This window comes from uncultured Allobosea sp. (genome assembly GCF_945956895.1).
Taxonomy (GTDB): Bacteria; Pseudomonadota; Alphaproteobacteria; order Rhizobiales; family Beijerinckiaceae; genus Allobosea.
The window spans coordinates 137,636-161,544 of record NZ_CAMFJF010000007.1 but is presented as its reverse complement, the minus strand read 5'-3'; the positions used below and the strand labels follow the sequence as shown (position 1 = coordinate 161,544).

Below are 23,909 nucleotides of genomic sequence, written 5' to 3'. Positions count from 1 at the left end.
GCGAGACCTTGCGGCCGACGATCCGCTCGCCCTCGTCGGTCTGGAGCCGATAGACGCGGGTGGACTCGTTCGGCAGGCGCTTCCAGATCGGCAGCAACAGGCCGGCGACGACATGGATCGTGCTGTCGGAGAACGCCGGCACGTCCGCGACCTCGGCGTCCCAGGCCGCGGCGAAGTCGTTCCGTTCCGCCTCGGTCCAATGGGTCTCGCCCATCATCTTCACCGGAACGGTGTGCGATTCCATCGGCCGGATCAGCCGGACGCGGCGTTCGATCTCGCCATCGTCGAGCATGATCGAAGTGGCGGAGATCTGGACGGCGGCGCGGCCCGACCGTTCGTTGACCAGCAGCCTGGCGCCGGATTCGCCGAGACGGGCGAGCGCGTCGTCCAGCGTGACCGGGCGGTTGCGGGTCCGCTGAGCGATGGTGAGCAGCCGGGTCTCGGCGCCCGTGCCCGGATGCGTATAGATGGTCTGGCGGCCGGTGACGGTGAAGCCTTCCGCCGTCAGCGTCTCCAGCCCGACATCGTAGATGCCGGCGGCGATGGCGCCCTCGATCTTGGCGGTGAGAAGCTGCTCGAAGGCGGTGAACAGGATGCCTTGAAGCTCGATGGTCAGGGCCAGCAGCCGGTTGAGAAAGGTGGTGATCGGGGGCAGTTCGTCCTTGATGCCGTTCGCGTCCATCAGCTTCAGGCCGGTGGCGGACTCGAAGCGCTCGAGCGAGCAGCCTTCGACCTTGCCGCGCACCAGCAGGAGGTAGAGCTGGCGCAGCGCATCGCGGGCATAGGCGCTTTCCAGATTGTCCTCGGGGCGGAACAGGCCCTGGCCGCCGGTCTGACGCTGACCGCGGGTGATGGCGCCCAGCGTGTCGAGCCGCCGGGCGATGGTGGAGAGGAAGCGCTTCTCCGCCTTGACGTCCGTGGCGATGGGCCGGAACAGCGGCGGCTGCGCCTGGTTGGTCCGGTGCGTGCGGCCGAGGCCCTGGATGGCGGCGTCCGCTTTCCAGCCGGGTTCGAGCAGATAGTGGACGCGCAGCCGGGTGTTCCGCGCCGAAAGCTCGGCGTGATAACTGCGGCCGGTGCCGCCGGCGTCCGAGAAGATCAGGATGCGCTTGCTGTCATCCATGAACGCCTGGGTTTCGGCGAGATTGGCGGCGGCGGCGCGGTTCTCGACGACGAGGCGGTCGCCGCCCGAAGACGTGCTCTTGCTGACGATGCGCCGCGAGCGGCCCGTGACCTCCGCCACCAGTTCTGTGCCGAAATGCTGGACGATCTGGTCGAGCGCGCCAGGCACGGGCGGCAGGGAGGCAAGCTGCGCGATCAGCTCGTCGCGGCGCGCGACGGCCTCGCGGCTTTCGACGGGCTGGCCGTCGCGATAGACCGGCCGCGACGACAGATTGCCTTCGCTGTCGGTGAACGGCTCGTAGAGCTGCACCGGGAAGGAATGGGCGAGATAGTCGAGAACATACTCCCTCGGCGTGATGTCGACGCGAACGTCGTTCCACTCCTCTGTCGGCAGGTCGGCCAAACGGCGTTCCATCAGCGCCTCGCCTGTCGAGACGATCTGGATGACAGCGGCATGGCCGGCTTCGAGGTCGCTGGTGATCGACCGGATCAGGGTCGGCGTCTTCATGCTGGTGAGCAGATGGCCGAAGAAGCGCTGCTTGGCGCTCTCGAAGGCCGAGCGGGCGGCGGACTTGGCCTGCCGGTTCAGCGTGCCGGAGGCGCTGGTGATATTGGCCGCCTCCATCGCCGCATCCAGGTGGTTATGGATGATGGCGAAGGCCCCGGCATAGGCATCGTAGATGCGGGTCTGCTCGAGGGTCAGCGCGTGCTCGACCAGTTCGTATTCCACGCCGTCGAAGGAGAGCGAGCGGGCGGTGTAGAGGCCGAGCGCGCGCAGGTCGCGGGCCAGCACCTCCATCGCCGCGACGCCGCCGGCCTCGATCGCCTCGACGAACTCGGCGCGGGTGCTGAACGGAAAATCCTCGCCGCCCCACAGGCCGAGCCGCTGGGCGTAGGCGAGGTTGTGGACCGTCGTGGCGCCGGTCGCCGAGACATAGACGACGCGGGCGTTCGGCAGCGCGTGCTGGAGCCGCAGACCCGCGCGGCCCTGTTGCGAGGCGGCGACGTCGCCGCGTTCTCCCTTGCCGCCACCGGCGTTCTGCATCGCGTGCGCCTCGTCGAAAATGAGGACTCCGTCGAAGTCGGAGCCCAACCATTCGACGATCTGCCGGACGCGCGAAACCTTCTCTCCACGGTCGTCGGAGCGTAGCGTGGCATAGGTCGTAAACAGGACGCCTTCGGGCAGTGTGATCGGCCGCCCCTGCGGGAAGCGCGACAGCGGTGTGACCAGCAGGCGCTCCATGCCGAGCGCCGACCAGTCGCGCTGCGCGTCCTCGATCAGCTTGTCGGACTTGCTGATCCACACCGCCTTGCGGCGGCCCTGGAGCCAGTTGTCGAGAATGATGGCGGCGGACTGACGGCCTTTGCCGACGCCGGTGCCGTCGCCAATCATGAAGCCGCGCCGGAAGCGCACGGCGTTCTCTGTATCCTCGCGCGCGGCGCTGACGACATCGAAGGTGGCGTCCACCATCCACGATCCGGCGAGATGATCGGCGTGCGCTTCGCCCGCATAGATCACGGTCTCGAGCTGGGCGTCCGAGAGCAGTTCATGGATGTTGGCCGGGAGACTTGGCCGATAGCTCGGCTTGGGCGGAGCGACCGAAGCCATCGCGGCGGACTGCACCAGCCGGGTCGGATGGGCCTGAGCGCCGGCGATACGGATCGCCTGCAATCCGTATTCTTCATAAATGGCGTCGGATAGGCGGCCGCCTTCGCCGGCGAGCCGGTCCTGGATCTGATAGGCGAGCGGGAGGCCCTCCGGTTCGGCTATCGGCGCGGTCGCCGGGATCGCCCTGGCGGCGCGGTTGATATAGCCGCGCACGCTGCGCGCGGTGGAAGGTGCGACAGCCGGGACCGTGACGGAGGGATCTACGGCGGGCCGTTCCGGCAGATGCTCATCGAGCCAGCCCAGCAACGTGGCGACGTCCGGCGCGACGCCGGGCGCCGCCGGGAACGCGGCCGGATCGTCGGTGGGCCGCTTGTCGATGACGGTCAGGCGCGTCTCGATGGTGGTGCCGTGTTTGGCATAGACCGAGCCGTCGATGACGGCGGAGAAGACGACGCGCCCGCGCGCCTGCAACCGGATCAAGGCGTCCCGCCAGGCCGGATTGTCGGGTGCGAAGCTGGCGCCGGTGATCGCCACGAGCCGGCCGCCAGGGGTCAGGCGCGCCAGGGCCGAGGCGACATGGCGGTAAGCGGCGTCCGCCATGCGGCCCTCGACATTGGCCATGACCGAGAAGGGCGGATTCATCAGCACGATGCTGGGCGTGACGGCGGGATCGAGATGATCGTCGATCTGCGCCGCGTCGAAACGGGTGACGGGAATGGCCGGGAAGAGAAGCGACAGCAGGCTGGCGCGGGTGTCGGCCAGCTCGTTGAGGACGAGCGTGCCGCCGGCGATCTCGGCGAGGATGGCCAGCAGGCCGGTGCCCGCAGACGGTTCGAGCACCCGGTCGGCCGGGGTGATGGCCGCGGCGTGGGCGGCGACCAGGCCGAGCGGGATCGGCGTCGAGAACTGCTGGAAGGTCTGGCTCTCCGCCGACCGCCGCGTATGCGTCGGCAGAAGGTTGACGATTTTCGACAGCGCCGAAAGGCGGGCCGCCGGAGACCCGGCTTTGCGGAAAAGCGCACGTCCGTATTTGCGGAGGAACAGGACGGTCGCCGCCTCGCAGGCGTCGTAGGCTGTCTTCCAGTCCCAGGCGCCGGTCGCGTCCGATGCGCCAAAGGCGGTCTCCATCGCTGCACGCAGGACGGCGGCATCAATGCGCTCGCCGTGTTCGAGATGAGGCAGCAGCAGGACGGCTGCCGTGTAGATGGCTGCGGCGGGTTCGGGATTGGAGCCGAGCGGAAGCGGCGCGGCGGCGGACGCCGCCGCGGATGCGGAAATCATGGTCATGGTCGGAACCTCAAGGAGAGCGGGAAAGGTCGAGCCCGCGCGGCGCTCTCTCTCGACCGCACCGGCTCAAACCCGTCCCGGCGGCACTCTCACTCTCAAGGCGCCCACACCGAAAAAAGCGCCCGACCGTGAGGTGGGGCGCTTTTTGAGGGGATCAGTTCCAGAGCCCGTCCGCGATCTCGGAAGCGACGAGCGTGCGAGCCTTGCGGATCAGGTCATCGCCGCAGGTATCGACATGGCCGAAGAACCGGGCGCGCGCGCCGTTCGCGGTCCAGTCGGCATAGGCGCAGTATTCGCGGCTCCCGGATCGGAACGCCCGCATGTCGCTGGCCCAGTGGGGCCTGGGCTCGACGACGACGGTGATGCCGCCTCTGGTCTCCGGCAGGGCAGGGATCGTTCGTGCGGCGGATGCTGGCGATCCGCCCGAAAGATGGCGTCGATGTCGGTCATGGCGCCTCTCCCGTCTCGGGCCGCACGAAGCCTTGGGGATCGTCGGGATCGGGCGGCAGATAGGCGTCGTAGGGATTGCCGTCGGCGAGATGACCGAAGGGCGTGAAGACGTAATCGCCGTTGTCCCGCCCCACGGCGCAGATGACGTAGCGCGGGATGCCCGTCGCTGCGTCGAGGCACTCCATGAGGGCGAGATTGCCGTCGCCCGCCGCGCGCAGCAGAGTCTGGAAATTGGTCAGGGCATAGGAGGGGATGCTCATAGCGGTCCTCCCTCGCCGGAGATGGTCTGGTCGAGCCAGCCATCGGTGTAGATCCAGTCCACGGTCTCGCCGGTGGCGAGGTCGAGGACATGGGCGCCGCCGCCGAATCCGTCGAGGCGTGGCCGCGAGCAGGTGTTGGCGTATTGGAAGCCCCATCTTCCGGTGAGGCCGAACTCGGCGGCGCAGCACTTCACGAACTGGATGAGGCGCTCGGGATCGCCGGTCACGTCGTCGCGCATCCAGAGTTCGGTGCCGCCGTATTGCGGCTCGATCGACAGAAGGAAGCCCTCGGAGGGTGGTTCCTCCGACGCGCCTTCCGCGGACAGCGTGTTGTAGAGGTCGAGCGCGCGGGCGGCGTTCTCGGGCGTGCCGACGTCGAGCAGGCACGAGAAATGGGTGAAATAGTCGGCCATGGCAGGCTCCTGAAACAAGAAAGCCCGGCCCGCGCGGCATGGCCGTGCAGACTGTGGACCTTGGGGCCGGGCTGGGTTGAGGGATGATCGAAGACGGTCAGTAGCCGAACCGCCAGGATGGCCAGGGCTGGCCATCGTCGGCGGCGGCGACGGCTTCCGGCAGGTAGCCGGCATCGCCTTCGACCAGGGTTGGATCGCGCACCGGCGTTTCGTCGATGACGGTGACGCAAACGACGAGACCGTCTTCGACCTCGACGTGAACGGGCACGAGATACTGAAAGACGACGCGGCGCGTGGCGGACGGGTCGGGTTCAATCATGGAAGGTCTCCTTGCGACGATGCGGGGAAGCGGTCTCTCGCCGCTCCCCCGCCGTGAGGGTCATTCGGCCGCGATCGTCAGGGCGTCCTCGTCCTCGATCTCGTCGGCCTCCTCGTCGCCGTCCTCGCTGAGGAAGGCCGGCAAGGCGGCATCGTCCTCGGTGTCGGTCTCCGCGCCCGGCTCGATGGCCTGCCCGTCATCGGGATCGATCAGGCGCAGCGGCTCGGGCAGCCAGCCGGTGTCGGCCAGCAGGCGCTCGGCCTCCTTGGCCATGTCGCCCTTCTTCAGATGGTCGATGAGCTGGGCAGCCCGCTCCCCCGCACCTTCGCGGACGGCTTCGAGGATGCGGGGCTTGGTGACGCGGCCGAGATAGTTGCCGACCGTCGGACGCCAGCCCGCCGCCACCATGTCGAGGCCGGTGGACCGCGCCAGCCGGTCGGCCTGGGAGAGGCGCACGTCCAGACCATGCTGACTGACGCCCGATCGGTAAGGATTCGGCCGCTCGAACAGCGCGTTCACGCCGAAGCTGACGCAATGGGCGAGCAGATCGAGCCGCGTGCCGGGATCGAGATGGGTGAGCCAGTCCCACAGCGCCTGGTCGTCGGCGGGGACATGATCGCCCCAGCGCTCGTGCCGCTCGGCGACCTCGCGCGCCGCCGTGCTGTCCTTCAGCTCCTCCGGTTGGGCGGAGAAGAAGACATGACGGACGCTGGCCTCGAGGCAGCCGGTCGGCGCCGGACGCCGGAAGGTGTCGCTGACCAGTTTGTGCAGCAACATGGTCATGGCGACGTCGGGATGTTCGGCGAGCGCGTTGCGCAGCGCCAGGGTGCGATGCGCAGTCAGCTCGATGACGAGGCGCTCGGGCAGCGGCTTGATGCCGTCCTCCTCGTCGTCATTCGGCTCCGCGGCCTGGCCGCCGACGGTGACGACGGCGCGTTGAACGGCGGGCGTGGCCGAATGGCCGGTGTCGCCGTCCGTCTCCGTCGTATCGTCCCCTTCGGGATCGGCCGGACGCTCGTCCTCGGGACGGACATAGCCGCGATCCACCGACGGCGAGCCGTCGGCGTCGAGGCTGACGAAGACGCCGGCGATGGCGATGTCAGCCGGATCGTAGATCGCCGGGCGCTGCTCGAAGGCGTCGAGCGCCTGTTCGATCTCGCCGAGACGCGCGTCGATCTCGTCGGGCAGCTCGTCGGCTTCGGCATATTCGGCTTCGAGCCGGTCATATTCGTCGCGCAGCGCCTCGCGAGTCGCGCGCTCCTCCTCAGTCAGGTCGAGCGTGGTCCCGACAAGCTCCCGAAGCCCATGCTCGTGGCCGTAGGGAAAGCTCAGGGCGGCCTCGACCCATTTCCAACCTTCGCCCGCGATCTCGTCGGCGGCGGCCTTGAGCTTCTCGGCCACCAGGCGGTCGAGCAGGGCCGGGTCTTGCAGCCAGCCGCCATCGTCGGACTGGAACAGGTCGCGCAGCACGATGCCGCCGGCCGCTTCATAGGCTTCAACGCCCACGAAGACGGCCCGCCTGTCTGAAGCCCGCACCGTGGTCTCGGTCAGCATCCGGCGGATGTGATAGGGCTCCTTCTGCCAGCCGTCCTTGATCGCGTCCCAGACCTGTTCCTGGCGGGCATGGTCGGAACTGACGGTGAAGGCCATGAGCTGCTCGAGCGTCATGCCGTCGTCGGCGTAGATCTCCAGCAACGCCGGTGAGACAGTGGCGAGACGCAGGCGCTGCTTCACGATATTGACGCCGACGAAGAAGGCGGCGGCGATGGCTTCCTCGGTCATGCCCTTGTCGCGCATGGCCTGAAAGGCGCGGAACTGATCGAGCGGATGCAGCGGCGCGCGCTCGATGTTCTCGACCAGCGAGACCTCATCGACCAGGATGTCGCTATTGGCGTCGCCGACGACGCAGGGCACCGGCGCGGTCTTGGCCAGGCGCTTCTGCTTCGCCAGCAGTTCGAGCGCGCGATAGCGGCGGCCGCCGGCGGGCACCTCGAACATCCCGGTCTCGGCGCCATCGGCGTCGAGGACGGGACGGACATGCAGGCTCTGGATGAGGCCGCGCCGGGCGATGGACTCAGCCAGCTCCTCGATCGAGATGCCGGCCTTGACGCGCCGGACGTTGGACTGGCTCAGCGCCAGCTTGTTGAAGGGAATGTCGCGCGCCGACGACAGGGTGATCTTCTGAATGGCAGTCGCCATGATCGTTACTCCGCGACGGGCGGCCGGGAGCCTCTCTCTCGACCTCCAACCCGTCACGAAGCGAAGCGCCGCCCTCTCACTCTCAGGAGGGCCGCGCCGGGCGGGCGGAAAGGCGTGAAGCCGGAAGCGCGCTTCTCCGCCTTTCCGGTTTTCAGGATCGTCACGCCGCCTCCCGTTCGTCGTCGGCGATGCCGGCATCGGTGTCCGGCAGATGACCGAGCAGCCAGTCGGCCGCTTTGCTCGCCTGGGAGGCGGCGCGGACGATGGCGCGGTTGTCCTCGCGCAGCACCTCCAGCCAGGAGCCGATATAGTCGGCATGGCGGACGGTGGGCGTGATGCCGAGCGAGGCGCAGCAGAAAGCGGCGTTGATCTCCGCGACCAGCTCCTCGAAGGCGTATTTCTTCGAGCCGAAGGAACCTGAGAAATCGCGGTTCAGGCGCGAGGGGTGGCCCGTAGCGTGCCCCATCTCATGCAGGGCCGTGCGGTGCCAGTTGATTGGTTCGAAATACGCCTGGGGCGGCGGCACCTGCACATAGTCGTGCGCCGGGACATAGAAGGCACGATCGCCCCCGATGCGGAAGTCGATGCCTGTCGCCCGGATCAGGGCCTCGACCTGCGGCTCGATGAGGCCGGGCGGCGGCGGTGGAGCGACGATGGCGACATCCTCCGGCAGACCGTCGCATTGCGCCGCGTTGAACACGGTGAAGCGCTTGAGGAACGGAATCGCGGCGGCTTCCTCGCCGGTCTCGCGGGCGCGCCGCTTCTCGTCCTCCGGCGTGAAGCGATCGGCATAGACGACGGTGGTGCCGCGTTCGCCCCGGCGGACATTGCCGCCGAGCGACAGGGCCTGGCGGAAGGTGAGCCAGCTCTGGCCGGGGAAGCCGTGCTGGATCACCGCGCCCCAGAGGATCAGCACATTGATCCCCGAATAGTGCCGCCCGGTCGCGGCGTTCCTCGGCATGGCGAGGGGCGCCTTGGCCGTGGCGGTGCCCCAAGGCTGGACCCAGGGGAAGCGGCCTGCCTCCAGCTCGGCGATGATCTTGCTGGTGATGTCGTCGTAAAGGCTCGTCCGGCCGGAGCCGGCGCGCGCGCTGCGGTCATTCCTGAACATCGCGATTCTCCGCGACGGGCGCCGGAGACCTCTTCTCCAGCCCTCAACCCGTCACGGAAATCCCGTCCGCACTCTCACTCTCCAGGGGGCGTTGCGGGGCTCTCCCCGCAGAAGGGGTCGGTCGAGACCTTGGGCTCGGCCGCAGGGGAAGGCTTTCCCCATATCCGGCCCCGATCCTGTGGGCATCCTTGAAAACTGTCAGAAACTCGTATATGTTTCCGACAGGAACAAGACGATGACACGGCTGACCGAACAGATTCTGGCACATGCGACGGGGCTCCCCGAAGGCGCTCCCGTGTCCGCCAAGAGCCTGCTCCACCTCGGAAACCGGGCGGCCGTGGATCAGGCATTGTCGCGTCTGTCCGAGCGCGGGCAGCTCATCCGCGCTGGTCGCGGCGTCTATCTGCGTCCCATCGTCAGCCGGTTCGGCACGCGCGCACCTTCGGTCGAGCAGGCTGTCGAGGCCCTTGCGACGCAAAAGGGGGAGATCATCGTCTCGAACGGCGCCGCCGCGGCGAACGCCCTTGGCTTGACGACGCAGGTGCCTGTCCGCTCGGTCTATCTGACCTCCGGGCGCAGCCGAAAGATGCACCTTGGCAAGCAGGTCGTGGAATTGCGGCACGCGCCGCGCTGGCAACTGGCCCTGGCCAACCGGCCGGCGGGGGAGGCTGTGCGGGCGCTGGCCTGGCTCGGCCCGGAAAAGGCGGAGGCCGCGCTCACGGCATTGAAGCGGAAGATGCCGCCCGGCGTATTCGGCGAACTGGTCGCCGCCGCGCCGCAGCTTCCGACCTGGCTCGCGCAGCGCGTCGGAAAGGCGGCCTATGGCTGACGTTTTTCTCCAGCTTTCGGCCGAGGATCGGCGCGATGCGCTGGGCGTCGCTGCCGACCGTTCTGGCCGTCCTACCCATCTTCTCGAAAAGGATGTGTGGGTCGTGTGGGCGCTGGCGACCCTCTACGCCGCGCCGCTCGGCGAGCATCTGGTGTTCAAGGGCGGCACGTCGCTGTCGAAAGCCTATCAGGTCATTCGCCGGTTTTCGGAGGATGTGGATCTGACCTACGACATTCGGGCGATCGCGCCCGATCTGGTCGGGGACAATGACGAGGGCCTGCCGAAAACCCGCAGCGAGGAAAAGCGCTGGTCCAGCGAGGTCCGCAGGCGGTTGCCGGCATGGGTCGCGGAGGCCGTCCAGCCCGTGATCGCGAACGCGCTGGCCGCCGAGGGTCTGGCGGCGGCCATTCGCGTCGAGGATGACAAGCTCTTTATCGACTATGAAGCGACCGCGGCCGGGTCCGGCTATGTCGCGCCCAGCGTCATGCTGGAGTTCGGCGCCCGCTCGACGGGCGAACCGGCGAGCCTGCGCGATGTCGTCTGCGATGCGGCCGGCCTGATCGACGGGCTGATATTCCCGACGGCGCGGCCGCGCGTCATGCACGCGGAGCGGACCTTCTGGGAGAAGGCGACCGCCATCCATGTCTTCTGCCTTCAGGAGCGGCTGCGCGGAGACCGCTTCGCACGACACTGGCACGATGTTGCCCGGCTGGATGAAGCCGGTTTCGCGGAAGCCGCTTTCGCCGATCGCGAACTGGCCAACGCGGTCGCGCGCCACAAGTCGATGTTCTTCGCGGAGAAGGCCGCCGACCGCACGCCGATTGACTACGCAGCGGCCGTCAACGGGGGCTTGCAGCTCGTGCCGGTTGGCGACGGCGCGAAGGCGCTGGAGGACGACTATGCCCGCATGGTCGAGGATGGGCTGCTCTTCGATGACGCAGAGCCGTTCGAGGCGCTCATGGCGCGGTGCGCCGATATAGCCGCGCGCGCGAACAGCGCGGCCAAATAAGAAACTGGGGGGATCGGGGGTATATGAGCGAAGTCGAAGAGGAGCGAAAATTCCAGTTTCTGCGGAACGGCGACGCCGAACCTTCAGATCTTGATTGGAACAAGGGCGCCGAGAGCGTTCGTCAGGCCATTTCCGAGGCCATGAACGCCAAGAATATCGCGTTTCTGCTCGGCGCTGGATGTTCCTCCCTGATGAAGGGCAAAAAGGAACTCGGCATCGCGACCATGGCACCCCTGGCCAAGGAGTTTTGTGGGGAAACCCTCGAGGCGCGTGCGGCGGGATTCTACGCCGATCCGCCGGTAGCCGGCGCCGCCCCGGCGCCGTGGCGGCTGACCAAGGGCGAACTCGGCTATCTCGATGCGCTCGGGATCGACCTGGCGCAGGATTACAGCCGTAACCTGGAACGGCTGATGGAGGTGCTGTTCGCGCAGCGGTTCGTGCTGCGCCAGAGCGAGAATCCCGATCTTCACCCCTACCGCGCTGTTCTCGACGGCATCATCAAGAAGGTCCAGGACTTCCTATGGACCCGTGTCACCCAAGGGGCCTTCGCCACGGAGGGCGACACCACCGTGCGCGACCTCTACGAGCGGTTCTATAAGAAGTTGGTCCTGCGAGATCGGTCCTTGCCCCGGCCGTGGGTGTTCACGACCAACTACGATCATTTCAGCGAATTGGCGATGGATCGCCTGGGCATTCCCTATGCCAACGGCTTTTCCGGCGTGGTTGAGCGCCGCTTCAACCCGGCGATCTTCCGCTATGCCCTGGCCGAGCAGCTCGACGTCGCCAGCCGCAAATGGACCGCCGTCGACGCCTTCGTCTATCTCTGCAAATTGCATGGTTCGGTCACTTGGACCGAGGACGATCATGGCCTGTTCCCGATCAAGGAGGTCTGGCCGCCGGAGTCCACGAACCAGATGCTGATCTATCCGACGCCGGCGAAGCAGAACTCTTCGCTCGGCTCGCCCTACGCGGACCTGTTCCGGGAATTTCAGTCCCGGATCGTGCGCGAGCAGAGCGTTCTCATCACGGCCGGCTACGCCTTCGGCGACGAGCACCTGAACAACATCATCTACCAGGCGCTGACGATCCCGACTTTCCGTCTGGTGATCTTCGCGGCGCCGGATATGGGTGGAGAGATCGCCAAGCTGCGGGCACTGCGCGACCCGCGCATTTGGATCATCGGGGGCGACGGTCCTGCCGAGGGGACGACGGCGCACTACTTCGACATGATCGTCGAGCATTTCATGCCGCAGCGTCCCAGCGACAGGATCGATGACGCCGTTCGCAAGGTGTTGTCCGAGCTGGCGCCGAAAAGGGACGACGAGCCTAAGGATGGCGAGGCATGAGCCACGACGATCGCAAGCGCGCGATCGGCAAGGTGGTCTCGGTCGCGGCCGACCGCTTTGTCGTGGAGATGCACGTCGGCACCGACAACTTCACGGTCGTTGGCTTCGACGGCGTGCATTATGTGGCGCGGCTGGGATCGTTCCTGATGATTCCGTCGCAGTCGGAATATGTCGTGGTCGAGGTTGTCGGCCTGCGTGAACGTGACGCGAGCACGCCGTCCGAGCGAGGCGACTTCGACCGGGCCGGCTCGTCGAAATATCTGGACGTGGTGCCCGTCGGCATGTTGCCGATGCGTGGTGGCGCGTTCCGTTTCGGTGTGTCCGTCTTCCCGTCTCTGTATGCGGACGCACTCTATGCGCTGGATGGCGAACTCGATCGCATCTTTGAGACCGAGGCGGCCGTCGAGCCGTCAGTCGGCCCGGATGGCGGCGCCTGCCAACCCGAAGTGGCCACGCGCTACCGGGTTCTGCCGATTGGCAAGTCGGTGGTGTTCGAGAACTACGACATCAAGGTCCGGCTGAACGAGTTCTTCGGCGGTCATGTCGCCGTCCTGGGCAACACCGGCAGCGGTAAGTCCTGCACGGTCGCCTCGGTCTTGCAGTCCCTTTTCAGCAAGCCGGAGGAGCATCACGCCCGCGGCGCGACGTTCATCGTTTTCGATGTCAATGGCGAGTATCACGCCGCTCTGAACGCTTCCGCGAAGGAGGGGGCCATCGGGGTCGAGCGTGTCGTCCTCGACGGCACGGCGGCGGGCTTCCGCTTGCCGCACTGGTTCCTGGAACTGGCGGAATGGGAGCTGTTGCTGCAAGCCAGCGAGCGCACTCAGGTGCCCATCCTGCGCATGGCGCTCGGGCTTTCCACCTTGTTCTCCAATGTGGGGGCCGCGGAACTCAACAGCGTCCGCAATCACATCCTCGCCAAGTGCATCACCCAGATCATGCGCGACGACTCTTCGAGCCCGTCCAAGCATGATCGGATCATTGGTATCCTCCAGCGCTTCAGCACGAACGAGATCAACGCGGCAAAAATCCGGCCATTCATTGCGATCAATTTTGGCCAAATGGCCAACCCTGCGGGTCTGGATGCTTATCTGGTTGGCCCGAATGGCTTCGAGTTGGAGGATTTGAAGCTTCCAAATTATCAAAATCTGCCATTCGACTTTGCGGCACTCGGGGACGCAATAGACCTCGCGATCCTCTATGCGGAGGCGCACGGCAATCGGCAAATCCGCGACTACTGCTCCCAGATGGTGACGCGCTTCCAGGCGCTGGAAGATCGCCGGGAGTATGAATTTCTCCGCCATGAGGCGGTAGGGGCGGTTGCGGGCGATGGAGAGCTGGATTTCCTCGCCCGGCTGGTCGGCCTGACCGGCAAGGGAGCCGGTCACACCAAGGCCAATCAGATCATCATCATCGACATGAATGATGTTGAAGACGAGGTGGTCGAGCTGGTCAGCGCCGTGATCGCGCGGATGCTATTTCGCCTGCTCCGGCGAGCCGATCCGCGCAATCGCTTCCCGATCCACCTTCTGCTGGAAGAAGCGCACCGCTACATCTCGGCGACGCCGTCCCGCTACGCCGTGGACGCGACCAAGATATTCGAGCGCATCGCCAAGGAAGGACGCAAATACGGCATGTTCGTGCTTCTGGCGTCTCAGCGCCCGAGCGAGCTGTCCAAGACGGTCCTCAGCCAGTGCTCCAACTTTCTGGTTCACCGCATCCAGAATCCCGACGATCTCTCCCAGATCCGCCAGATGACGCCATTCATTTCAGAGTCGGTCCTGAAGCGGTTGCCGTCTTTGCCGCGGCAGCACGCGCTGGTGTTTGGAACGTCGGTCAATTTGCCAACGACCTTCAAGGTCAGGGAAGCATCCCCGCGACCGCGGAGCGACGATACCGCCGTGGTCGATCTGTGGTTCCACGAAGAAGGTCGAACCGCTGACATCCGCCTCACGCTTCGGCCAGCCGAGGCCGCAATGGCGGCTGGAGGAGAACCGATGGCGGAAAACGAAGCGCCGGACGATGACTTCTGACCCTCTGGAGGCCATGGCGCAGACGCTGGAGGCGACAGGGGATTATCGGGTCCTTCGCCGTCTCAAGTCGCGCCCATCCACTACGCCGCCTCCTGGTATGCCGGTGCGGCTCGGTATGCTGGTGGATGTGGAGACCACGGGGCTTGATCCTCAGCGTGACGAGATCATCGAACTCGCCATGACGCCATTCAAATACGGTTTGGATGGTACCGTTTTTTGCGTGGGCGACAGCTTCCAGGGGCTGCGCGAGCCGAGCGAGCCGATCACGCCGGAAATCACCGCGATCACCGGCATCACCAACGAGATGGTGGCTGGCCACATCATCGACCCCACCGTGGTGGCCACATTCGCGGCGCCGGCTTCGCTCGTCATCGCGCACAACGCGGCGTTCGACCGCCGCTTCCTTGAACGATTCAGCGACGTATTCACGACCAAGCCGTGGGCATGCTCGCTCAGCCAGATCGATTGGGCAGCGGAGGGGTTCGAGGGCACGAAACTCGCCTATCTCGCCCAGGCCGCCGGCTTCTTCTATGACCGCCACCGCGCGATGCACGACTGTCTTGCTACGGTCGAGTTGCTGGCGACGGTGCTGCCCCGATCTGGCGTTACGGGCCTTAGTCGCCTCCTGGAGGGCGCTCGTGCCGTTTCCTGGCGCATCTGGGCGGAGAACTCGCCCTTCGACCTCAAGGACGTCCTCAAAGCGCGGGGATACCGTTGGAACGGCGATCCCGGCCCGCAGCCGCGCGCATGGTATATCGACGTTCCCGAGGCTCAACGCGAGGCGGAGGTGCGGTTCTTGAGAACGGAGATCTATCGGTATGAGGTCGATCCCCCTGTCCGGCGGATCGATGCGTATGATCGGTTCTCAGACCGAATCTGAACCCCGTCAAAGGCCGGGTTAATGCTTGCCTTGGCCGTATCCGTTGCCGCCCTCGATACTCCCGGCCGCTCTCAACAGATCGCCGATGGAGCGGCCGCCGATCCGGCAGGTGGCCACCACGCGGTCGTAAGACTGGCGATTGGCGATGCACTCGGCGTTCCGGCCCAGGGCGACCCTTTCCAGCGCGGCCTTGGCCTCGGGACCGGTAGGGGAATGGAGTTCGGGTGCGTAGAAATCCTCCAGCCGTATCTCCACCCAGTTCGCTGGTCCTTCGCCCACGGCCACGCACAGGGAATCGCCATCCCCGACATAGACCACGGGGCCGGAAAAGTGCGCGCCGCGATGGAGATACGCCGGCATCGGGCCACGGTCGGGTATGGCCTTGCAGGGATCGGCCTTGGCCGCCGTCGCCGTGGTCAGCGCTCCCAGCAACGCCAGGCCGATTGCGATACGCATGATCGTGTTCTCACTTCCGTCTTGTCGGCAGCCGCATAGCGGGCTCGCGGGTTCCAAGCCACAGCCGGTCACTTCCGGCGATCATGGAGTCTGCTTGGGGCGGACCTATACGCTTGCAAGGTATGCCGACACGCGATCGTGCGTGTCGGCGGTGATTTTCCACAGTGTCGCCAGGGCGATCGAGGCGCGGGCGTGGGGGCGCCGGAGCCTCATGCCGCCGCCTTCAGCCGTTTCTTGGCGAGCATGGCGCGAACGAACTTGTCCCATTTTGCCATGCCGGCGCGCTTTTCGACCATGTAGTGCCAGCGGTCATAGTGCTTGGAGCTGACGTCCTGCAAAGCGTGGTTCTGGAGGCGGTCACGGATTTCCTTCGAGATCCCAGCCTTGCCGGCCAGCGTCTTGAAGGTCCGGCGCAGGTCGCGGTTCGTCACATAGGGGATCACGCCGCGGTCCCGCTGGCGCCACATGAACGAGTAAAGCGTGCCGTGGCTGACATGCTTGGACGGATCGGTGGCCGACGGGAAGAACCAGCCGTATTCGTTGACGTTGATGGATGCGAGGAGCTCCGCGGCCAGTTCCGGCACCGGAACGGCATGGGGTTGATCGTTCTTGGTCTTGGACCAGTCGATGATCTTTTCCTTGGCGTCCCACTGGTCGATGTGAAGGCTCGCGATCTCCTGGACGCGCTGGCCGGTCAGCATGATGATCCTGACGGCGCGGGTATAAGGCGGATGAACCGGGGTGTCGGGGCATTCGAGCCAGCGATAGAGCTGCACGAACTCGTCCTCGTCGAGCCAGCGGGTGCCCTTGACTTTCGGTTCGGTCGGAATGCCTGTCGCCGGATTGAAGGGGATGCGAAAGCGTCGCGCCGACTGTTGCCGATAGTCGTTGTCGGACTTCATGCCCCAGCCAAAGGCCGCGTGCATGTAGGAACGCACATGGTCGGCCATCGACTTGGCGCCGCGCTCATAGATTGGGCGGATCAGCTCGACGATTTCCTCGGCCTCGATCTCGCGGGCGAGGCGGTTGCGCCCAAGGGTGCTGGCGATCTTGTTGAGGCCCTTCTCGGTCTCCTTCCAGGAGGGCTTGCCGGCGGCCTTGAGTGAAGCGACATAACCCTCGAAGAGGTCAGCGACAGTGCCGGGGCGGGTGTCGCTTGCGATCTTGATGCTCCGGCCTTTCTGGATCACGTCGGCATAGTCGCGCTTGAAAACCTCGCGGGCCTGGGCGAGCGACATCGAGGGGTAGGCGCCGATCTTCTTCTTGGTGCGTTTGCCGTCACGCCACTGTTGCGCCATCCAGTCGGCCGTGACGCGCTTCGGCATCGGCTTGAGAACGAGGACGAGTCGGCCGGTGCCGCGCCCCTCGCCATCGGCGAGGTTCTCCTGCTTGCGGCTGATCTCGACGCGCTTCAGCGCATGTCGGATCGTGGTGTCGGTCAGGGCTGGGATGGCGTTTCCTCCTTGTCCGCAATTGGGATCGGTCGAGGAGAAACGGGGATCGTTTGCTGGGAACGGAAAGCCGTTTTCTATCCCTTCAACCACCCCCAATTTGCCAAAACCGCCCCCACTACGCAATGGCAAAAAAGGGCGTTTTCTCTAGTGTTTCAACGTGATTATGCGTGATCCTGCGGGATCGAAATGAATGAGTGGGGTGGTTATGCACCAGGATGATCGCCGAGGCCGAGAGTTCGAGCGCGCGGCGCATCACCTCGCGCGGGTAGACCGGCGTGTGGTCGACCGTGCCGGTCTGCTGGACCTCGTCGGCGATCAACATGTTCTTCTTGTCGAGGAACAGGATGCGGAACTGCTCGCGCTCGGCGAAGGCCATCGCCATCCGGCAGTAGTCGAGAACGGATGACCAGGAGGAGAGGACGGGCCGCTTGCCGACCGCGCCCTTGGCCATGCGCCTCAGGGCGGCTTCGACGATCTTGAGATCGAGCGCGACGCCGTCGCCGACACCCTTCACCTCGGTCAGGCGCGAGGCCGGGGCGCCGAGCACTTCCGCGAAGGAGCCGAAGCGCTGGATCAGCTCCTTGGCGAGCGGCTTGACGTCGCGCTGCGGGATCGAGCGGAAGAGCAGCAGCTCCAGCAACTCGTAATCCGGCAGTGTCTCGGCACCGGCCTCCTGGAAGCGGGCGCGCAGGCGGTCGCGGTGGCCATGATAATGCGGCGTGTCGGCATCAGCGAGAGTGGCCGGCGAGGGCGCCTTGCGCGGTCCCTTGCCGATGCCGACGCTCATTTCGCGAGCGGATTGTCGAGGCCGCCGGGCGAGAGCGTGAAGATCTCGCAGCCTTGCTCGGTGACGCCGATCTGATGCTCGAACTGAGCCGAGAGCGAGCGATCGCGGGTCACGGCGGTCCAACCGTCCGAGAGTACCTTCACGCCCGGCTTGCCGAGATTGATCATCGGCTCGATGGTGAAGACCATGCCGGGCTTGAGCAGCACACCCTCGCCGGGGCTGCCATAGTGCAGGATGTTCGGCGCGTCGTGGAAAAGCTGGCCGATGCCGTGGCCGCAGAAGTCGCGCACCACAGAGCAGCGCTCCGCTTCGGCATAGCGCTGGATGGCGAAACCGATATCGCCGGCGGTGGCGCCGGCGCGCACCGCCTTGATGCCGCGCAGCAGGCTCTCATAGGTGATCTCGACCAGGCGTTCGGCCTTCCGCGAGATCTCGCCGACGCCGTACATGCGGCTCGAATCCCCGTGCCAGCCATCGACGATCAGCGTGTAGTCGATATTGAGGATGTCGCCTTCGCGCAGGGGCTTGTCGTCGGGAATGCCGTGACAGACGACATGGTTGATCGAGGTGCAGATCGACTTGGTGTAGCCGCGGTAGAACAGCGTCGCCGGATAGGCGCCGTTGTCCATGGCGAACTGGAAGGCGAGGTCGTCGAGGCGCTGCGTGGTGACGCCGGGCTTGACGTAGGAGCCGAGCATGTCGAGGCCGGCGGCCGTCAGCCGGCCGGCCTTGTGCATGGCCGCGAAGGCTTCAGGGCCGTGAATCTTGATGGCGGGCTCGCGTGAACGCGAGCGGCCGATGGTGTCTTCGAAGGTCATTGCGCGCAGAAAACTCCTTACTCCCTTATCTATTGCGTTTGGTGCCGCGTGCAAGTCGCGCGGCCAGCGTGACACAGGGTGGCTGGCGCATGGGCCGTGCGAGGTGTATCAGGCTGGCGCAATGGCCAATATCGAACAGAACCCGGCGGAAGAGCGGCCCTTCGGCGCCTTCGCGCCGAAAGCCAATCTCGCCCGCATCATCGCGTGGACGCGCGCCGCTTCCGACAGCTTCCTCGGGCGCAAGATCGCTTATGCGCTGCGGCGCCTCGGCCTGCGCTCGCTCGACGGCGCGCCTGTCGATATCGAGTCGCTGGGTGCGAAGATGCGCCTCTATCCGAGCGGCAATGTCTGCGAGAAGCGTGTGCTGTTCACGCCGCAATATTTCGACGCGGTCGAGCGCGAGCTGCTTGCCTCCCGCCTGCGCGATGGCTTCACCTTCATCGATATCGGCGCGAATATCGGCGCCTATTCGCTCTTCGTCGCGGCGCGGGCGGGGCGGGGCGCGCGCATCCTCGCAGTCGAGCCGCAGCCCGAGATCTTCGCGCGGCTTGCCTTCAACATCGCGCAGAATCCGTTCGGGACGGTCAAGGCGGTGGCCTGTGCGCTCGCCGACAAGCCGGGCGAACTGACCCTGTTCATCGACCCGACCAATCGCGGTGAATCGAGCGTCCGCATCCTCAATTCGAGCGCGGGAACTTCGGTCAAGGTGCCGGCGATGACCCTGCTCTCGCTGGTCGAGGGCGAGGGGTATGATCGCATCGATGCGATCAAGCTCGATGTCGAGGGCGCCGAGGATCTGATTCTCGAGCCCTTCCTGCGCGATGCGCCGCAGGCCCTCTGGCCGGGTTTCATCATCATCGAGGATTCGCGCCAGCGCTGGCAGACCGATCTCGCCGGCCTGCTCGAGCGCAACGGCTACAAACTCGTCGCCCAGACGCGGCTCAATCTGGTGTTCGAGCGCAAGCCGGCCTGAGCGCGCGCCGCGAGCATGACCGGCGCGCCGGGATAGGCGCTTGAGCGCTTCGCAGGGAAAGCCTAGCTCTTGGGCGCAAGCCAGGAGCGTCGCCATGTCCGCCAATGAAGCCAGTTCCTCCGACGTCATCGTCACGGCCGCGATCTTGGTGATCGGCGACGAGATCCTGTCCGGGCGGACGAAGGACAAGAATATCGGCTACATTGCCGAGTACCTCACCAATATCGGCATCGACCTGCGCGAAGTCCGCGTCGTGCCCGATATTTCCGAGGAGATCGTCGCCGCGTTGAATGCGCTGCGCGGGCGCTACGCCTATGTCTTCACCACCGGGGGGATCGGGCCGACCCATGACGACATCACGGCGGATGCGGTCGCGGCCGCCTTCGGCGTGACGATCGACCACGATCCGCGTGCCGTCGCGATGCTGTCGGAGCGCTTCTCGCCGGCCGACCTGAACGAAGCCCGCATGCGGATGGCGCGGATTCCTGCCGGGGCCGACCTGATCGCGAACGCGATCTCCAAGGCGCCCGGCTTCCATATCGGTAACGTTTACGTGATGGCCGGCGTGCCCGCGATCATGCAGGCGATGCTCGATGTCGTCGGTCCGATGTTGCGAACGGGAGCAAAAATGCTGTCCGAAACCGTCCGGACCGGGCTTCGCGAGGGCGATATCGGTGGTCCGCTCGCCGAGATCGCTCATGCGCATCCGGCAGTCTCGATCGGCTCCTATCCGTTCTGGTCGGAGACCGGGCCGGATACGAATATCGTCGTCAGGTCGCGTGATGCAGAGAAATTGCTCGCTGCAATGGCAGCGGTGAAAGCCATGGTTGCCATGGAGAAGCAAAAATTCCCCTAATGAAAGTTTATTTTACAACCCTTGCGATTTTTATACAATTTATCTGCAAATTTTTGTTTTTATAGGTTGCTGTCTAATCTTTATTTGATTCGTAATTTTGTATTGTAAGGATCAAATATCGTTATTCTCTGATTTTTCTACTGGGTATTGAGTCGAATTCTATGTGTCAATCAATCATAAACCAGTTTAGCGGATGTTCGGCCGGTGGCCGGAAAGCATTCCGTCTCCCCTGCCGTGCTCCGGCGCTGCAGGTATCCGATAAGGGCTTTCACGACGACGCCGGCCTCGAAGATGTGTGATCCGAGGGGGCCGCGCCGAGGGGGTGTTGGATGTCGCTCTTTTCCGGCCTTTTTTCGAACCAGCACGCAACGGGACAACTGGATGCGATCAATCGCTCGCAGGCGAGGATCGAATTCGACCTTGAGGGCAAGGTCCTCGACGCCAACGAAAATTTCCTGTCGGTGATGGGCTACACGCTGGCCGAGGTGAAAGGACAGCCTCACAGTATCTTCGTGACGCCCGAGGAGAAGGCCAGCCCGGCCTACAAGCAGTTCTGGGCCGATCTCGGCCGGGGCGAGTTCTCGCGGGGGCAATATCTGCGCATCGGCAAGGGCGGCAAGGAGGTCTGGATCCAGGCGAGCTACAACCCGATCCTGGGGGCCGGAGGCAAGCCGCTCGGCGTCATCAAATATGCTTTCGATGTCACCGAGCAGAAAAACAGGCTGGCCGATCTCGAAGGGCAACGCGCCGCGATCGACAAGGCGCAGGCCGTAATCGAGTTCGACCTCACCGGCAAGATCCTGACGGCGAACCAGAATTTCCTGAGCGTCCTCGGCTATTCGCTGTCTGAGATCGTCGGGCAGCACCACCGCCTGTTCGTCGACCAGGCCGAGCGCGAGTCGCCGGCCTATCGCGCCTTCTGGGAGCGTCTGGGCAAGGGCGAATACGATGCCGGCCAGTACCTGCGCTTCGGCAAGGGCGGCAAGGAGGTCTGGATCCAGGCGAGCTACAATCCGATCCTCGATGCCCAGGGGCGCCCCTACAAGGTCGTCAAGTTCGCCTCCGACATCACCGCGACCTTCAAGGGCAAGCAGCTCGAGGCGGCGGTGAAGGAGACCAGCGCGGTGATCGAGCAGGCCAAGGACAAGGACCTGACCGGCCGCGTGCCGCTCGATGGCAAGAGCGGGGAGGTCGCCACGCTCTGTGCAGGCGTGAACGACCTGCTCGACACGCTGGCGGACGTGGTCGGTTCGGTGCGCGACATCTCGGCGCGCATCGACAGCGCTTCGCTCAAGATCACCTCCGACAGCCAGCAACTGGCCGAACGGACCGAGGCCAACGCCGCGAGCCTGCAGCAGACGGCGGCGACGACCGAGGAGCTCGCCGCATCGGTCAAGCACAGCGCCGGCAATTCGAAGATGGCGGCGCAGCTCGGGAACGAGGCGAGCGCAGTCGCAGCACGCGGCGGTGCCATCGTGACCGAGGCGGTCGCAGCGATGGGGCGGATCGAGCAGGCCTCGTCCGGCATTTCCGAGATCATCTCGATGATCGACGAGATCGCCTTCCAGACCAACCTGCTGGCGCTCAACGCTGCGGTCGAGGCGGCGCGAGCCGGCGATGCCGGGCGCGGCTTCGCGGTGGTGGCGACGGAGGTGCGCGCATTGGCTGCTCGCTGCAGCGAATCCGCCAATGGCGTCAAGACGTTGATCGCGAATTCTGCGCAGCAGATTCAAGCTGGCGTGGGTCTGGTCAAGGATGCGGGAACGACGCTGGGCGAAATCGTCGGCGCGGCTTCCAAGGTCGCCTCCACCGTCAGCGAGATTTCGCAGGCGACGACCGAGCAGGCCAACGGCATCGACGAGATGGCCCGGACCGTCGCCCATATGGACGAGATCACGCAGCAGAACTCGCTGCTCGCCGAGCAGAGCGCCAAGGTCGCTCGCGATCTCCAGCAGGAAACCGAGGCCCTGAGCACGATGGTTTCGGCCTTCCAGCTCGGCGACGACAGGCACCGGGCCACGCCGCAACTGGTCCATTCGGCTCCTCCGGCCCCGCGCGTCGCGGCTGCGGCCCCGCGCGGCCGACGCGTTGCTGGTGGCGGCACGGCCGATGGCTGGGCCGAATTCTGACGCGGTTTAGCGACGCTCGCTTGGGGATGTTCGGCGCGCGCCTCTTGTCAGGCGCGCGCCGATAGGCTTTTCGGTCGGAAACCGGCGCCTTTCGCGCCGGGCCAAGTCCGGAGCGCTGTCCATGGCCGAACCGTCCTCGAACAAGGCTTTCCCGGTTTCCTGGGATCAGTTCCATCGCGATGCCCGCGCGCTGGCGTGGCGCCTCGCCGAGAAAGGGCCTTTCGAGGCGATGGTCTGCATCACCCGCGGCGGCCTGGTGCCGGCGGCGATCATTTGCCGCGAGCTCGGCCTGCGCATGATCGAGACGGTCTGCGTCGCGAGCTATCACGACTACAAGAACCAGTCCGAGCTCAAGGTGCTCAAGGATATCGCCCCGAACATCAAGGCGATCGGCGACGGCAAGGGCAAGGGCGTGCTGGTGGTCGACGACCTCACCGATACCGGCAAGACCGCTCGCGTCGTGCGCGAGATGCTGCCTAATGCGCATTTCGCGACGGTCTACGCCAAGCCGGCTGGCGTGCCGACGGTCGATACCTTCATCACCGAGGTGAGCCAGGACACCTGGATCTATTTTCCCTGGGACCTCGGGCTCTCCTATGTCGAGCCGATCGCCAAGGGCCACAAGGGCTGAGCAGCGGCCTGTGCTCGCCTCAGCCGGTTGATGGCGAGCGGAACGCGACCAGCATGCCGGTGACGACGATCGCCATGCCGGCGAGTTCGGTGGGCGAGGGCGTTTCCGCCAGCAGTAGCGCACTGGCGGCGGCCGTCGCGACCGGTACGAGCGGCAGGAACAATGTCGCCTTGGCGGCGCCCAGCGTCGCGACGGTGCGGGCATAGAGATAGAGCGCGACGACGCCGACCAGCACGCCTTGATAGAGCGCCTGCAACAGGATCTCCGCGAAGGGCAAGCGTGCCATGTGAATGGGAAGCGTCAGCGCCACGATCACGAGCAGCGGCACCGAGAGGATGCATGAGGCGGCGGTGATCTCCAGCGAGCTTGCGCCCCAGCGCCGGGCGAGCAGGCCGAAGATCGACCATAGGAAGGCGATCAGGACGAAGAGCAGGTCGCCGATCCAGGCATCGGGCCGGGATGGGGCCATGGCGAGTGCATCGCGCGAAAAGACGCCGATCCCGAGCACGATGATGCCGAGGCCGATGAGTCGCATCCGCCCGGCGCGCTCGCCGGTGACCAGGAAGATCAGCAGCGCGGTGAAGACCGGGATCAGGCCGGGCGAGATGATCGACGAGTGCAGGGCCGGCGCAAAATGGGCCCCGCCGACCAGGATCAGGCTGTAGAGCGGGCCGATCAGCAGGGCCATCACCCAGGCGCGCGGCCAGCCGAGCGAGCCGACCGGGAAGGGGCGCATGTTCCTGAGCGCCCAGGGTAGCAGCACGGCAGCGGCCGAGACGAAGCGCAGGATCGTGACGTCGGCCGGCGTCATGTCGATCAGCATGGCATGGCGCGAGACGACCGACTGGACGCCCCAGATGATCGCAGTCAGCAGGCCGCAGAGAATGCCGAGCCATGGTGCGCGGGAGATCATGATGGGCGGCTTTCGGCAGGGCGAT

Annotated in this window: 21 protein-coding genes; 9 read left to right on the top strand and 12 right to left on the bottom strand. The window is 65.6% G+C overall.

Features of this window, described 5'->3' with window-relative positions; translation table 11 throughout:
- The 7 genes from Q0Q02_RS06995 to Q0Q02_RS06965 form a co-directional block, all read right to left on the bottom strand.
- A partial coding sequence (locus Q0Q02_RS06995) for a strawberry notch family protein (RefSeq protein WP_293808050.1) occupies positions 1–4,018 on the bottom strand: 4,018 nt, incomplete at its 3' end.
- A 154-nt stretch (positions 4,019–4,172) separates the two neighbouring features.
- Positions 4,173–4,340, bottom strand: a complete 168-nt coding sequence (locus tag Q0Q02_RS23800) for a hypothetical protein (protein ID WP_367275023.1) — start codon at positions 4,338–4,340, stop codon at positions 4,173–4,175.
- 124 nt (positions 4,341–4,464) lie between these two features.
- A complete protein-coding gene (locus Q0Q02_RS06985; protein WP_293808048.1) occupies positions 4,465–4,728 on the bottom strand; it encodes a DUF6117 family protein in 264 nt (87 codons plus the stop codon).
- Entirely contained in the window at positions 4,725–5,141 is a 417-nt protein-coding gene (locus tag Q0Q02_RS06980) for a hypothetical protein (protein WP_293808046.1), read from the bottom strand. Before Q0Q02_RS06980 ends, Q0Q02_RS06985 begins: the two co-directional genes overlap by 4 nt.
- Positions 5,142–5,238: 97 nt before the next feature.
- The gene (locus tag Q0Q02_RS06975; RefSeq protein WP_293808044.1) at positions 5,239–5,460 is read right to left on the bottom strand and encodes a hypothetical protein; all 222 of its coding nucleotides are present in this window, start codon (positions 5,458–5,460) and stop codon (positions 5,239–5,241) included.
- Between the two features lie 60 nt (positions 5,461–5,520).
- On the bottom strand, positions 5,521–7,659 hold the full coding sequence (locus Q0Q02_RS06970; protein ID WP_293808042.1) for a ParB/RepB/Spo0J family partition protein: 2,139 nt from the start codon (positions 7,657–7,659) through the stop codon (positions 5,521–5,523).
- A gap of 160 nt (positions 7,660–7,819) precedes the next feature.
- A complete protein-coding gene (locus Q0Q02_RS06965) occupies positions 7,820–8,770 on the bottom strand; it encodes a zincin-like metallopeptidase domain-containing protein (protein ID WP_293808040.1) in 951 nt (316 codons plus the stop codon).
- Positions 8,771–9,005: 235 nt separating this feature from the next.
- Between Q0Q02_RS06965 and Q0Q02_RS06960 the strand changes: the two genes are divergently transcribed.
- The 5 genes from Q0Q02_RS06960 to Q0Q02_RS06940 are packed head-to-tail and all read left to right on the top strand — an operon-like array spanning position 9,006 to position 14,867.
- The gene (locus Q0Q02_RS06960) at positions 9,006–9,599 is read left to right on the top strand and encodes a DUF6088 family protein (protein WP_293808039.1); all 594 of its coding nucleotides are present in this window, start codon (positions 9,006–9,008) and stop codon (positions 9,597–9,599) included.
- Positions 9,592–10,608: a nucleotidyl transferase AbiEii/AbiGii toxin family protein gene (locus tag Q0Q02_RS06955; protein ID WP_293808038.1), complete on the top strand. Its 1,017-nt coding sequence runs from the start codon at positions 9,592–9,594 to the stop codon at positions 10,606–10,608. Before Q0Q02_RS06960 ends, Q0Q02_RS06955 begins: the two co-directional genes overlap by 8 nt.
- A gap of 23 nt (positions 10,609–10,631) precedes the next feature.
- Entirely contained in the window at positions 10,632–11,954 is a 1,323-nt protein-coding gene (locus Q0Q02_RS06950; RefSeq protein ID WP_293808037.1) for an SIR2 family protein, read from the top strand.
- Positions 11,951–13,987: an ATP-binding protein gene (locus tag Q0Q02_RS06945; protein WP_293808035.1), complete on the top strand. Its 2,037-nt coding sequence runs from the start codon at positions 11,951–11,953 to the stop codon at positions 13,985–13,987. Before Q0Q02_RS06950 ends, Q0Q02_RS06945 begins: the two co-directional genes overlap by 4 nt.
- Positions 13,988–14,000: 13 nt before the next feature.
- A complete protein-coding gene (locus tag Q0Q02_RS06940; RefSeq protein WP_293808033.1) occupies positions 14,001–14,867 on the top strand; it encodes a 3'-5' exonuclease in 867 nt (288 codons plus the stop codon).
- An 18-nt stretch (positions 14,868–14,885) separates the two neighbouring features.
- On the opposite strand, the gene Q0Q02_RS06935 is transcribed toward Q0Q02_RS06940, so the two are convergent.
- The 4 genes from Q0Q02_RS06935 to map all read right to left on the bottom strand — a co-directional run bounded on the left by Q0Q02_RS06935 (position 14,886) and on the right by map (position 18,382).
- Positions 14,886–15,323, bottom strand: coding sequence for a nuclease (locus Q0Q02_RS06935; protein ID WP_293808032.1), 438 nt, complete (start codon positions 15,321–15,323; stop codon positions 14,886–14,888).
- A 209-nt stretch (positions 15,324–15,532) separates the two neighbouring features.
- The gene (locus tag Q0Q02_RS06930; protein WP_293808064.1) at positions 15,533–16,774 is read right to left on the bottom strand and encodes a site-specific integrase; all 1,242 of its coding nucleotides are present in this window, start codon (positions 16,772–16,774) and stop codon (positions 15,533–15,535) included.
- Between the two features lie 118 nt (positions 16,775–16,892).
- The gene (locus Q0Q02_RS06925; RefSeq protein ID WP_293808030.1) at positions 16,893–17,564 is read right to left on the bottom strand and encodes a DNA repair protein RadC; all 672 of its coding nucleotides are present in this window, start codon (positions 17,562–17,564) and stop codon (positions 16,893–16,895) included.
- Entirely contained in the window at positions 17,561–18,382 is an 822-nt protein-coding gene (gene map / locus Q0Q02_RS06920) for a type I methionyl aminopeptidase (RefSeq protein ID WP_293808028.1), read from the bottom strand. The genes Q0Q02_RS06925 and map overlap by 4 nt, the downstream gene beginning before the upstream one ends.
- A gap of 121 nt (positions 18,383–18,503) precedes the next feature.
- Between map and Q0Q02_RS06915 the strand changes: the two genes are divergently transcribed.
- The 4 genes from Q0Q02_RS06915 to gpt all read left to right on the top strand — a co-directional run bounded on the left by Q0Q02_RS06915 (position 18,504) and on the right by gpt (position 22,971).
- Positions 18,504–19,355 carry an FkbM family methyltransferase gene (locus Q0Q02_RS06915; RefSeq protein ID WP_293808026.1) on the top strand — a complete coding sequence of 284 codons (852 nt, stop codon included), beginning with the start codon at positions 18,504–18,506 and terminating at the stop codon, positions 19,353–19,355.
- Between the two features lie 94 nt (positions 19,356–19,449).
- Positions 19,450–20,211 carry a molybdopterin-binding protein gene (locus tag Q0Q02_RS06910; protein ID WP_293808024.1) on the top strand — a complete coding sequence of 254 codons (762 nt, stop codon included), beginning with the start codon at positions 19,450–19,452 and terminating at the stop codon, positions 20,209–20,211.
- Between the two features lie 329 nt (positions 20,212–20,540).
- Positions 20,541–22,340, top strand: coding sequence for a methyl-accepting chemotaxis protein (locus tag Q0Q02_RS06905; RefSeq protein WP_293808023.1), 1,800 nt, complete (start codon positions 20,541–20,543; stop codon positions 22,338–22,340).
- A gap of 121 nt (positions 22,341–22,461) precedes the next feature.
- Entirely contained in the window at positions 22,462–22,971 is a 510-nt protein-coding gene (gpt, locus tag Q0Q02_RS06900) for a xanthine phosphoribosyltransferase (protein ID WP_293808022.1), read from the top strand.
- Between the two features lie 19 nt (positions 22,972–22,990).
- Here gpt and Q0Q02_RS06895 read toward each other — a convergent pair whose 3' ends face one another.
- On the bottom strand, positions 22,991–23,884 hold the full coding sequence (locus tag Q0Q02_RS06895) for a DMT family transporter (protein WP_293808021.1): 894 nt from the start codon (positions 23,882–23,884) through the stop codon (positions 22,991–22,993).
- Between the last annotated feature and the right edge of the window lie 25 nt (positions 23,885–23,909).

Coding starts and splice junctions, on each gene's coding strand:
- Q0Q02_RS23800 (WP_367275023.1), bottom strand. CDS start 4,340: ATGCGGGCGTTCCGATCCGGGAGCCGCGAATACTGCGCCTATGCCGAC.
- Q0Q02_RS06985 (WP_293808048.1), bottom strand. CDS start 4,728: ATGAGCATCCCCTCCTATGCCCTGACCAATTTCCAGACTCTGCTGCGC.
- Q0Q02_RS06980 (WP_293808046.1), bottom strand. CDS start 5,141: ATGGCCGACTATTTCACCCATTTCTCGTGCCTGCTCGACGTCGGCACG.
- Q0Q02_RS06975 (WP_293808044.1), bottom strand. CDS start 5,460: ATGATTGAACCCGACCCGTCCGCCACGCGCCGCGTCGTCTTTCAGTAT.
- Q0Q02_RS06970 (WP_293808042.1), bottom strand. CDS start 7,659: ATGGCGACTGCCATTCAGAAGATCACCCTGTCGTCGGCGCGCGACATT.
- Q0Q02_RS06965 (WP_293808040.1), bottom strand. CDS start 8,770: ATGTTCAGGAATGACCGCAGCGCGCGCGCCGGCTCCGGCCGGACGAGC.
- Q0Q02_RS06960 (WP_293808039.1), top strand. CDS start 9,006: ATGACACGGCTGACCGAACAGATTCTGGCACATGCGACGGGGCTCCCC.
- Q0Q02_RS06955 (WP_293808038.1), top strand. CDS start 9,592: ATGGCTGACGTTTTTCTCCAGCTTTCGGCCGAGGATCGGCGCGATGCG.
- Q0Q02_RS06950 (WP_293808037.1), top strand. CDS start 10,632: ATGAGCGAAGTCGAAGAGGAGCGAAAATTCCAGTTTCTGCGGAACGGC.
- Q0Q02_RS06945 (WP_293808035.1), top strand. CDS start 11,951: ATGAGCCACGACGATCGCAAGCGCGCGATCGGCAAGGTGGTCTCGGTC.
- Q0Q02_RS06940 (WP_293808033.1), top strand. CDS start 14,001: ATGGCGCAGACGCTGGAGGCGACAGGGGATTATCGGGTCCTTCGCCGT.
- Q0Q02_RS06935 (WP_293808032.1), bottom strand. CDS start 15,323: ATGCGTATCGCAATCGGCCTGGCGTTGCTGGGAGCGCTGACCACGGCG.
- Q0Q02_RS06925 (WP_293808030.1), bottom strand. CDS start 17,564: ATGAGCGTCGGCATCGGCAAGGGACCGCGCAAGGCGCCCTCGCCGGCC.
- map (WP_293808028.1), bottom strand. CDS start 18,382: ATGACCTTCGAAGACACCATCGGCCGCTCGCGTTCACGCGAGCCCGCC.
- Q0Q02_RS06915 (WP_293808026.1), top strand. CDS start 18,504: ATGGCCAATATCGAACAGAACCCGGCGGAAGAGCGGCCCTTCGGCGCC.
- Q0Q02_RS06910 (WP_293808024.1), top strand. CDS start 19,450: ATGTCCGCCAATGAAGCCAGTTCCTCCGACGTCATCGTCACGGCCGCG.
- Q0Q02_RS06905 (WP_293808023.1), top strand. CDS start 20,541: ATGTCGCTCTTTTCCGGCCTTTTTTCGAACCAGCACGCAACGGGACAA.
- gpt (WP_293808022.1), top strand. CDS start 22,462: ATGGCCGAACCGTCCTCGAACAAGGCTTTCCCGGTTTCCTGGGATCAG.
- Q0Q02_RS06895 (WP_293808021.1), bottom strand. CDS start 23,884: ATGATCTCCCGCGCACCATGGCTCGGCATTCTCTGCGGCCTGCTGACT.